Origin of the sequence: Enterobacter sp. KBR-315C3_2022 (assembly GCF_041399425.1) — a bacterium.
GTDB lineage: Bacteria > Pseudomonadota > Gammaproteobacteria > Enterobacterales > Enterobacteriaceae > Enterobacter.
Window position 1 is genome coordinate 61944 of record NZ_JBGKEB010000020.1, and the last position, 10394, is coordinate 72337.

At 54.2% G+C, this 10394-nt stretch carries 14 protein-coding genes; 13 read left to right on the top strand and 1 reads right to left on the bottom strand.

The window, feature by feature from the left end:
• The first annotated feature begins 131 nt into the window (after positions 1 to 131).
• From kefG to slyD, 4 genes are all read left to right on the top strand, one after another.
• Positions 132 to 683 (top strand): glutathione-regulated potassium-efflux system ancillary protein KefG, encoded by a 552-nt coding sequence (gene kefG, locus AB8804_RS18430; protein WP_371188756.1) that lies wholly within the window; start codon positions 132 to 134, stop codon positions 681 to 683.
• Positions 683 to 2488, top strand: a complete 1806-nt coding sequence (gene kefB, locus AB8804_RS18435) for a glutathione-regulated potassium-efflux system protein KefB (RefSeq protein ID WP_371188758.1) — start codon at positions 683 to 685, stop codon at positions 2486 to 2488. Before kefG ends, kefB begins: the two co-directional genes overlap by 1 nt.
• 13 nt (positions 2489 to 2501) lie before the next feature.
• Positions 2502 to 2702, top strand: a complete 201-nt coding sequence (locus AB8804_RS18440; RefSeq protein ID WP_112011738.1) for a YheV family putative zinc ribbon protein — start codon at positions 2502 to 2504, stop codon at positions 2700 to 2702.
• 94 nt (positions 2703 to 2796) lie between these two features.
• The gene (gene slyD / locus AB8804_RS18445) at positions 2797 to 3390 is read left to right on the top strand and encodes a peptidylprolyl isomerase (protein WP_297116993.1); all 594 of its coding nucleotides are present in this window, start codon (positions 2797 to 2799) and stop codon (positions 3388 to 3390) included.
• Between the two features lie 144 nt (positions 3391 to 3534).
• On the opposite strand, the gene AB8804_RS18450 is transcribed toward slyD, so the two are convergent.
• Positions 3535 to 3753, bottom strand: coding sequence for a protein SlyX (locus tag AB8804_RS18450; protein ID WP_112011736.1), 219 nt, complete (start codon positions 3751 to 3753; stop codon positions 3535 to 3537).
• Between the two features lie 238 nt (positions 3754 to 3991).
• On the opposite strand from AB8804_RS18450, the gene fkpA reads away from it, so the two are divergent.
• The 9 genes from fkpA to AB8804_RS18495 all read left to right on the top strand — a co-directional run.
• On the top strand, positions 3992 to 4810 hold the full coding sequence (fkpA, locus tag AB8804_RS18455; protein WP_371188760.1) for an FKBP-type peptidyl-prolyl cis-trans isomerase: 819 nt from the start codon (positions 3992 to 3994) through the stop codon (positions 4808 to 4810).
• A gap of 166 nt (positions 4811 to 4976) precedes the next feature.
• Positions 4977 to 5699, top strand: a complete 723-nt coding sequence (locus AB8804_RS18460; protein WP_112011734.1) for a transcriptional regulator — start codon at positions 4977 to 4979, stop codon at positions 5697 to 5699.
• Positions 5699 to 6085, top strand: a complete 387-nt coding sequence (gene tusD, locus AB8804_RS18465; RefSeq protein WP_371188762.1) for a sulfurtransferase complex subunit TusD — start codon at positions 5699 to 5701, stop codon at positions 6083 to 6085. Before AB8804_RS18460 ends, tusD begins: the two co-directional genes overlap by 1 nt.
• A complete protein-coding gene (gene tusC / locus AB8804_RS18470; RefSeq protein ID WP_371188764.1) occupies positions 6085 to 6444 on the top strand; it encodes a sulfurtransferase complex subunit TusC in 360 nt (119 codons plus the stop codon). Before tusD ends, tusC begins: the two co-directional genes overlap by 1 nt.
• Before the next feature lie 7 nt (positions 6445 to 6451).
• On the top strand, positions 6452 to 6739 hold the full coding sequence (gene tusB / locus AB8804_RS18475) for a sulfurtransferase complex subunit TusB (RefSeq protein WP_371188766.1): 288 nt from the start codon (positions 6452 to 6454) through the stop codon (positions 6737 to 6739).
• A 124-nt stretch (positions 6740 to 6863) separates the two neighbouring features.
• Positions 6864 to 7238, top strand: a complete 375-nt coding sequence (gene rpsL / locus AB8804_RS18480) for a 30S ribosomal protein S12 (protein ID WP_000246815.1) — start codon at positions 6864 to 6866, stop codon at positions 7236 to 7238.
• A gap of 96 nt (positions 7239 to 7334) precedes the next feature.
• Complete coding sequence (rpsG, locus tag AB8804_RS18485) at positions 7335 to 7805, top strand: 30S ribosomal protein S7 (protein WP_004106370.1); 471 nt, start codon at positions 7335 to 7337, stop codon at positions 7803 to 7805.
• Positions 7806 to 7901: 96 nt separating this feature from the next.
• Positions 7902 to 10016: an elongation factor G gene (fusA, locus tag AB8804_RS18490; protein ID WP_371188769.1), complete on the top strand. Its 2115-nt coding sequence runs from the start codon at positions 7902 to 7904 to the stop codon at positions 10014 to 10016.
• A gap of 69 nt (positions 10017 to 10085) precedes the next feature.
• On the top strand, positions 10086 to 10394 hold a 309-nt coding region (locus AB8804_RS18495), incomplete at its 3' end, for a GTP-binding protein (protein WP_227537806.1).

The window sequence follows — 10394 nt, forward strand, 5'->3', positions numbered from 1 at the left end:
GAAGCGCCGTATGTTCCGACTATGTTAATTTGTCATTATGATAATGTAAGGTGTGGGCGATATTCCCCACCGGGCCGCCATGGTAGCCCAAAACGACAACAATACACAAAAACAGAACCGGGAGGGGAGTGATGTCTCAGACAGCGAAAGTGCTGCTGCTGTATGCCCATCCGGAATCACAGGACTCGGTGGCAAACCACGTTCTGCTTAAGCCGGCTACACAGCTCAGTAACGTGACGGTGCACGATCTCTACGCGCACTATCCTGATTTTTTTATCGATATTCCTCACGAGCAGGAACTGCTGCGTCAGCACGACGTGATTGTGTTCCAGCATCCGCTTTATACCTATAGCTGTCCGGCGCTGCTGAAAGAGTGGCTGGATCGCGTGCTGAGCCGGGGGTTCTCCAGCGGGGTAGGGGGGAACCAGCTGGCGGGAAAGTACTGGCGTAGCGTGATTACCACGGGCGAGCCGGAAAGCGCCTATCGTCACGACGGGCTTAACCGCTATCCGATGAGCGATATCCTTCGGCCCTTCGAGCTGACCGCGGCGATGTGCCGCATGCACTGGATGAGCCCGATTATCGTCTACTGGGCGCGTCGGCAGAAGCCTGAAGCGCTGGCGAGCCACGCCAGAGCCTACGGCGAATGGCTGGCGTCACCAACGTCGACGGGAGGCCGCTGATGGAAGGATCGAATCTGCTGCTTGCCGGCGTGCTGTTTTTATTCGCGGCGGTAGTGGCCGTGCCGCTGGCCGCGCGCATCGGCATTGGTGCCGTGCTGGGCTACCTGCTGGCGGGCATTGCCATTGGCCCGTGGGGGCTTGGGTTTATCAGCGACGTGGACGAAATTCTCCACTTCTCCGAGCTCGGCGTGGTGTTCCTGATGTTCATCATCGGGCTGGAGCTGAACCCGTCCAAGCTGTGGCAGCTGCGGCGATCCATCTTCGGCGTCGGCGCGGCGCAGGTGCTGTTCAGCGCCGCGATCCTGGCCGGGCTGCTGATGCTGACCGACTTCTCGTGGCAGGCGGCGGTGATTGGCGGCATCGGCCTGGCGATGTCATCCACCGCGATGGCGCTGCAGATGATGCGCGACAAAGGCATGAACCGCAACGAGGCCGGTCAGCTGGGCTTTTCGGTGCTGCTGTTTCAGGATTTAGCGGTGATCCCGGCGCTGGCGCTGGTGCCGCTGCTGGCCGGCTCCGGCGACGACCATTTCGACTGGGTGAAGATCTCCATGAAGGTGCTGGCGTTTGCGGGCATGCTGATTGGCGGACGCTTCCTGCTGCGCCCGGTGTTCCGCTTTATTGCCGCCTCGGGCGTGCGCGAGGTGTTCACCGCCGCGACGCTGCTGCTGGTGCTCGGCTCGGCGCTGTTTATGGACGCGCTGGGGCTGTCGATGGCGCTCGGGACGTTTATCGCCGGGGTGCTGCTTGCGGAAAGCGAATACCGTCACGAGCTGGAGATTGCTATCGATCCGTTTAAAGGGCTGCTGCTCGGGCTGTTCTTTATTTCGGTGGGCATGGCGCTGAATCTGGGCGTGCTTTATACCCATATGCTGTGGGTGATCGTGAGCGTCGCGGTGCTGGTGGCGGTGAAAACGCTGGTGCTCTACGGGCTGGCGCGCATTTACGGCCTGCGCAGTTCCGAAAGAATGCAGTTTGCCAGCGTGCTGAGCCAGGGCGGCGAGTTCGCATTCGTGCTGTTCTCGACGGCGTCGTCCCAGAAGCTGTTTAAGGACGACCAGATGGCGCTGCTGCTGGTGACGGTGACGCTGTCGATGATGACCACGCCGCTGCTGATGAAGCTGGTGGATAAGGTCCTGGCGCGACGCCTGAACCCGGCGGACGACGAAGACGAAGCGCCGTGGGTAGAAGACGATAAGCCGCAGGTGATCGTGGTGGGCTTTGGCCGCTTCGGGCAGGTGATTGGTCGCCTGCTGATGGCGAACAAAATGCGCATCACGGTGCTGGAAAGGGACATCAGTGCTGTAAACCTGATGCGTAAATATGGCTATAAAGTGTATTACGGCGATGCCACGCAGCTAGAGCTGCTGCGTTCGGCGGGCGCGGAGGCGGCTGAATCCATCGTCATCACCTGTAACGATCCGGAAGACACGATGAAGCTGGTTGAGCTTTGCCAGCAGCATTTCCCGCATCTGCATATTCTGGCGCGGGCGCGCGGACGTGTTGAAGCTCACGAACTTTTGCAGGCGGGTGTGAAACACTTTACCCGCGAGACGTTCTCCAGCGCGCTGGAGCTGGGGCGCAAGGCGCTGGTGTCGCTGGGCATGCATCCTCACCAGGCCCAGCGCGCGCAAATGCACTTCCGCAGGCTGGATATGCGGATGCTGCGCGAGCTGATGCCGGTGCACAGCGACACGGCGCAAATTTCTCGCGTGCGGGAGGCGCGCCGCGAGCTGGAAGAGATTTTCCAGCGCGAGATGCAGCAGGAACGGCGCCAGCTGGACGGCTGGGATGAATTTGAATAAAGGGTAACGATAGATGGCTGTACGTAAACGCTTTATCGCGGGTGCAAAATGCCCCGGCTGCCAGGCGCAAGATACGCTGGCCATGTGGCGCGAAAATAATATCGATATTGTTGAGTGTGTTAAGTGCGGCCACCAGATGCGCGAGGCCGACAAAGAGGCCCGCGATCACGTTCGTAAAGAAGAGCAAGTGATCGGCATTTTTCATCCAGACTAGCGATATGCTCTGAGTTTTTTTAAGCTTAAGGGTACACGGGTGCAGATTTCCGCTACAATCTGCGCCAGCAATTTTCCCACGCTCAGGAGATATCATGAAAGTAGCAAAAGACCTGGTGGTCAGCCTGGCCTATCAGGTACGTACAGAAGACGGTGTGTTGGTTGATGAGTCTCCGGTGAGTGCGCCGCTGGACTACCTGCACGGTCACGGTTCCCTGATCTCCGGTCTGGAAACCGCGCTGGAAGGTCACGACGTTGGCGATAAATTTGACGTTGCTGTAGGCGCGAACGACGCTTACGGTCAGTACGACGACAACCTGGTTCAGCGCGTGCCTAAAGACGTGTTCATGGGCGTTGACGAGCTGCAGGTTGGCATGCGCTTCCTGGCTGAAACTGACCAGGGCCCGGTGCCGGTTGAAATCACTGAAGTTGAAGACGACCACGTTGTTGTTGATGGCAACCACATGCTGGCTGGCCAGAACCTGAAGTTCAACGTTGAAGTTGTGGCTATCCGTGAAGCGACCGAAGAAGAGCTGGCTCATGGCCACGTTCACGGCGCGCACGGCCACGACCATGACCACGATCACGGCCACGACGGCTGCTGCGGCGGTCACGGCCACGATCACGACCATGGTCACGACCATGGTAAAGGTGGTTGCGGCGGTAACGGCGGCTGCGGCTGCCACTAATACCCGTCGTCTTTCAAGCCGCAGGTGCGTTGGCTGCGCTTTCCTGCGACTCGAAATCCATAGGGTATTTGGTCTGTAGGCCCGGTAAGCTTCGTGCTACCGGGCACAAAAAAAGCGGGATTGTCATCCCGCTTTTTTTACGCCTCAATAATGAGGTGGTGGCGTCTCTTCAGACTGGGACGCGATGTGTGACGACTGCGTTGCCTTCAGCTTCTCGGTTAACAGACGCATCAGATCCCGCAGTTTCGCCATTTCCAGCTCGTGCGCGGTGACGGTCTGGTTCAACTCTTCGATGGTGATGTCCTGAAAAGCCAGGCGGCTTTCCAGTTCAGCCAGTCTCGCTTCAATCATTGTGTCCTTCATCATTCACCTCGTTTATGTCTCAATGGCCTTTGCTGGCCAGCGGCGGCGAAGTTTAACTGAGTTTATCCTTACGTGCAGTAATCATCCTGACGGTAAGAAACTAATTTAAACAAAAATAGTCTGAAAAGTACTGCGATTCGGGGGAGTCCGTATGTAGATTTCTTCCGCAACGCTTTATAGTACGTTACTCATTTACGTTTAATGCTGGGGTGAGAGTCCCCAGGCCCTGGAGAAATGGATGAAATCACTGTTCAAAGTTACGCTGCTGGCGACAACGATGGCCGTCGCGCTGAACGCGCCGCTGTCTTTCGCGGCTGATACTGCTGCGAAGCCTGCTGCGACTGCAGACAGCAAAGCGGCATTTAAAAATGACGACCAGAAATCTGCCTACGCACTTGGCGCATCTCTGGGCCGTTACATGGAAAACTCTCTGAAAGAGCAAGAAAAACTGGGCATCAAACTGGATAAAGCCCAGCTGATCGCCGGTGTTCAGGATGCGTTTGCGGATAAGAGCAAACTGTCTGACCAGGACATCGAGAAAACGCTGCAGGCGTTTGAAGCGCGCGTGAAAGGCGCCGCTCAGACCAAAATGGAAGCAGATGCTAAAGACAACGAAGCAAAAGGTAAGGCTTACCGCGACACCTTTGCTAAAGAGAAAGGCGTAAAAACCTCTTCTACCGGCCTGGTTTATAAAGTAGAGAAAGAAGGCACCGGCGACGCGCCTAAAGACAGCGATACCGTTGTTGTAAACTACAAAGGCACCCTGATCGACGGTAAAGAGTTTGATAACTCTTATACCCGCGGTGAACCTCTCTCCTTCCGTCTGGATGGCGTTATCCCAGGCTGGACCGAAGGTCTGAAGAACATCAAGAAAGGCGGTAAAATCAAGCTGGTCATTCCACCGGATCTGGCTTACGGCAAAACCGGCGTTCCAGGCATCCCTGCGAACTCTACGCTGGTCTTCGATGTAGAACTGCTGGACATCAAACCGGCACCGAAAGCGGATGTGAAAGCAGACGCTCCGGCTGACGATAAAGCCGCAGCCGCTAAGAAGTAATGCTGTAAAAGCCGCCGCCGATAAGGCGGCGGTTTTTTTTATTGTGGGGCAGATATAATTAACACTGGAAAGCGTTATACACGCTGTATTAATTTAGTTGTCCGTGTAGATAATGAGCCTGCCCTGAAAACGTAACGACAGGCTCCTGAAAAGGAGTGTTTTTTTCATGTCCAGGTCGCTTTTAACCAATGAAACCAGTGAACTCGATTTGCTGGATCAACGTCCTTTCGATCAGACCGACTTCGATATTCTCAAATCCTACGAAGCGGTGGTGGACGGGTTAGCGATGCTCATTGGGTCCCACTGCGAAATCGTTTTGCACTCCCTGCAGGATCTGAAGTGTTCCGCCATCCGCATTGCTAACGGTGAACATACCGGCCGTAAAATTGGTTCGCCAATCACCGACCTTGCTCTGCGCATGCTGCATGACATGACCGGCGCGGACAGCAGCGTCTCCAAATGCTATTTCACCCGCGCGAAAAGCGGCGTGCTGATGAAGTCAGAAACCATCGCGATTCGAAACCGCGATCACCGCGTGATCGGGCTGCTGTGCATCAACATGAACCTTGATGTGCCGTTCTCTCAGATCATGAGCACCTTTATTCCCCCTGAAACCCCGGACGTGGGCTCTTCCGTGAACTTTGCCTCTTCCGTTGAAGATCTTGTCACCCAGACGCTTGAGTTTACGATTGAAGAGGTGAATGCCGATCGCAACGTATCGAACAACGCCAAGAATCGTCAGATTGTGCTGAACCTCTACGAGAAAGGGATTTTTGATATCAAAGATGCCATCAACCAGGTCGCCGATCGCCTTAACATCTCCAAGCACACGGTTTACCTCTACATTCGCCAGTTCAAAAGCGGCGATTTCGCAGGGCAAGACAAGTAATGCGCTTTGCGTTAATGGTCACAGGACCGGCCTATGGAACCCAGCAGGCCAGCAGTGCGCTGCAGTTTGCCCGCGCGCTGCTCGAAGCCGGGCACGAGCTGGCGAGCGTTTTCTTCTATCGGGAAGGCGTGTACAACGCGAATCAGCTGACTTCACCGGCGAGCGATGAATTTGACATCGTGCGCGCGTGGCAGGCATTACATGAGGCGCAGGGCGTTGAGCTGCACATCTGCGTGGCGGCGGCGCTGCGTCGAGGCGTGACGGATGCTGCTGAGGCAGGGCGCCTTGGGCTATCGGGCGCTAACCTGCAGCCGGGGTTCTCGCTGAGCGGCTTAGGCGCGCTGGCGCAGGCTGCGCTGACCTGCGACAGAGTGGTGCAATTCTGATGAAACGCGTGGCGTTTGTTTTTTCCTCCGCACCGCATGGCTCCGCGTCAGGCAGAGAAGGGCTGGACGCACTGCTGGCGACGTCGGCGTTAACCGAGGACATTGGCGTATTCTTTCTGGGCGACGGGGTGTTCCAGCTGCTGACGGGCCAACAGCCGCAGGCTATTCTGGCGCGCGATTACATCGCAACCTTTAAAGTGCTGCCCCTTTACGATATCGACAATCTCTATGTGTGCGCGGATTCGCTCGCCTCGCGCGGGCTGAGCGATACCACACCGCTGGTGCTGGACGTTGAGATTCTGGCGTCTGCCGCCCTGCGCGAACAGCTTTCGCACTACGATACCATTCTGACTTTCTGAGGCCGTCATGCTCCATACCCTGAGCCATTCTCCCTGGCAATGCGATATCGAAACGCTGCTGAGCATGCTGCAAGACGGTGATGACCTGCTGCTGATTCAGGACGGGGTTCTCGCCGCGATTGCGGGCAGCTGCTTTGTTGAAATTCTCAACAATGCCCCCATATCTGTCTCTGCGCTGAAAGAGGATCTCGATGCGCGAGGTCTTGCTGGTCAAATTTCAACCAAGATTAACGTGGTTGGCTATACTGATTTCGTTAATCTGACGGTAAAGCACGCCAGTCAAATGAACTGGTGATCTGAGATCGCTGTATATTTCTTGACACCTTTTCGACGTGGCCCTAAAATTTCGCGTCCTCATATTGTATGAGGTCGATTTATTACGTGTTTACGAAGCAAAAGCTAAAACCAGGAGCTATTTAATGGCAACAGTTAACCAGCTGGTACGCAAACCACGCGCTCGCAAAGTTGCAAAAAGCAACGTGCCTGCGCTGGAAGCCTGCCCGCAGAAACGTGGCGTATGTACTCGTGTATATACCACCACTCCTAAGAAACCAAACTCCGCACTGCGTAAAGTATGCCGTGTGCGTTTGACTAACGGTTTTGAAGTGACTTCCTACATCGGTGGTGAAGGTCACAACCTGCAGGAACACTCCGTGATCCTGATCCGTGGCGGTCGTGTTAAAGACCTTCCGGGTGTTCGTTACCACACCGTTCGTGGTGCGCTTGACTGCTCTGGTGTTAAAGACCGTAAGCAGGCTCGCTCCAAGTACGGCGTGAAGCGTCCTAAGGCTTAATGGTTCTCCGTTAAGTAAGGCCAAACTGATTTATCTTAATGTCAAACTAAACTCGTAGAGTTTTGGACAATCCTGAATTAACAACGGAGTATTCCCATGCCACGTCGTCGCGTCATTGGTCAGCGTAAAATCCTTCCAGATCCGAAGTTCGGATCAGAACTGCTGGCAAAATTTGTAAATATCCTGATGGTAGATGGTAAAAAATCTACTGCAGAAGCAATCGTATACAGCGCGCTTGAGACCCTGGCTCAGCGTTCTGGTAAAAATGAACTGGAAGCTTTCGAAGTCGCTCTCGACAACGTTCGCCCAACTGTAGAAGTTAAGTCCCGCCGCGTTGGTGGTTCTACTTATCAGGTTCCAGTTGAAGTTCGTCCGGTTCGTCGTAATGCTCTGGCAATGCGTTGGATCGTTGAAGCTGCTCGTAAACGCGGTGATAAATCCATGGCTCTGCGTCTGGCGAACGAACTTTCTGATGCTGCAGACAACAAAGGTACTGCAGTTAAGAAACGTGAAGACGTTCACCGTATGGCAGAAGCCAACAAGGCGTTCGCACACTACCGTTGGTAATCCCTTCGGAGTCGTAGTCACCAGGCGGGCGCTTCAGAGAAGCCGCCCGCTCTGGGTAACTTAACTGAACGCCTAAAGATATAAACGAGGAATCAAATGGCTCGTACAACACCCATCGCACGCTATCGTAACATCGGTATCAGTGCGCACATCGACGCCGGTAAAACCACTACTACCGAACGTATTCTGTTCTACACCGGTGTAAACCACAAAATCGGTGAAGTTCATGACGGCGCAGCCACCATGGACTGGATGGAACAGGAGCAGGAGCGTGGTATTACTATCACCTCCGCAGCGACTACTGCATTCTGGTCAGGTATGGCTAAGCAGTACGAACCGCATCGCGTAAACATCATCGACACCCCAGGGCACGTTGACTTCACCATCGAAGTAGAACGTTCCATGCGTGTTCTTGATGGCGCGGTAATGGTTTATTGCGCAGTTGGTGGTGTTCAGCCACAGTCTGAGACCGTATGGCGTCAGGCTAACAAATATAAAGTTCCACGCATCGCGTTCGTTAACAAAATGGACCGTATGGGTGCTAACTTCCTGAAAGTTGTTGGTCAGATCAAAACCCGTCTGGGCGCGAACCCTGTTCCGCTGCAGCTGGCAATTGGTGCTGAAGAAGCGTTCACCGGCGTTATCGACCTGGTGAAAATGAAAGCCATCAACTGGAACGAAGAAGACGCAGGCGTTACCTTCACTTACGAAGATATCCCAGCAGACATGCAGGACCTGGCTGACGAATGGCACCAGAACCTGATCGAGTCCGCAGCGGAAGCTTCAGAAGAGCTGATGGAAAAATACCTGGGTGGTGAAGAACTGACTGAAGAAGAGATCAAAAAAGCTCTGCGTCAGCGCGTTCTGAACAACGAAATCATCCTGGTAACCTGTGGTTCTGCGTTCAAGAACAAAGGTGTTCAGGCGATGCTGGATGCGGTAATTGATTACCTGCCATCCCCGGTTGACGTTCCTGCGATCAACGGCATCCTGGACGACGGTAAAGATACTCCGGCTGAGCGTCACGCAAGTGATGACGAGCCGTTCTCTGCACTGGCGTTCAAAATTGCTACCGACCCATTCGTGGGTAACCTGACCTTCTTCCGCGTTTACTCTGGTGTGGTTAACTCCGGTGACACCATCCTGAACTCCGTGAAAGCGGCGCGTGAGCGTTTTGGCCGTATCGTACAGATGCACGCTAACAAACGTGAAGAGATCAAAGAAGTTCGTGCGGGCGACATCGCTGCAGCAATCGGTCTGAAAGACGTGACTACGGGTGACACCCTGTGTAACCCAGATCACCCGATCATTCTGGAGCGTATGGAATTCCCAGAGCCGGTAATCTCCATCGCCGTTGAACCAAAAACCAAAGCTGACCAGGAAAAAATGGGTCTGGCTCTGGGCCGTCTGGCTAAAGAAGACCCATCATTCCGCGTATGGACTGATGAAGAATCTAACCAGACCATCATCGCGGGTATGGGTGAACTGCACCTGGACATCATCGTTGACCGTATGAAGCGTGAATTCAACGTTGAAGCGAACGTGGGTAAACCTCAGGTTGCTTACCGCGAAGCGATTCGCGCGAAAGTTACCGACGTTGAAGGTAAACACGCTAAGCAGTCTGGTGGTCGCGGTCAGTACGGTCACGTTGTGATCGACATGTACCCACTGGAGCCGGGCTCTAACCCTAAAGGTTACGAGTTCATCAACGACATCAAAGGTGGTGTAATTCCTGGTGAATACATCCCTGCCGTTGATAAAGGCATCCAGGAGCAGCTGAAAGCTGGTCCTCTGGCGGGTTACCCGGTTGTTGACATGGGTGTTCGTCTGCACTTCGGTTCTTACCACGACGTTGACTCCTCTGAACTGGCGTTTAAACTGGCTGCGTCTATTGCCTTTAAAGAAGGCTTTAAGAAAGCAAAACCAGTTCTGCTTGAGCCAATCATGAAGGTTGAAGTGGAAACTCCTGAAGAGAACACCGGTGACGTTATCGGTGACTTGAGCCGTCGTCGCGGTATGCTGCGCGGTCAGGAATCCGAAGTAACTGGCGTTAAGATCCACGCTGAAGTTCCGCTGTCTGAAATGTTCGGATATGCAACTCAGCTGCGTTCTCTGACTAAAGGTCGTGCATCATACACCATGGAATTCCTGAAGTATGATGATGCGCCTAACAACGTTGCTCAGGCCGTTATCGAAGCCCGTGGTAAATAATCCACAGGATTAAAACCTAAGTCCCGTGCTCTCTCCAAAGGGGAGAGCACTATAGTAAGGAATATAGCCGTGTCTAAAGAAAAATTTGAACGTACAAAACCGCACGTCAACGTTGGTACTATCGGCCACGTTGACCATGGTAAAACTACCCTGACTGCTGCAATCACTACCGTTCTGGCTAAAACCTACGGTGGTTCTGCTCGTGCATTCGACCAGATCGATAACGCACCAGAAGAAAAAGCACGTGGTATCACCATCAACACGTCCCACGTTGAATATGACACCCCGACTCGCCACTACGCACACGTAGACTGCCCAGGCCACGCCGACTATGTTAAAAACATGATCACCGGTGCTGCGCAGATGGACGGCGCGATC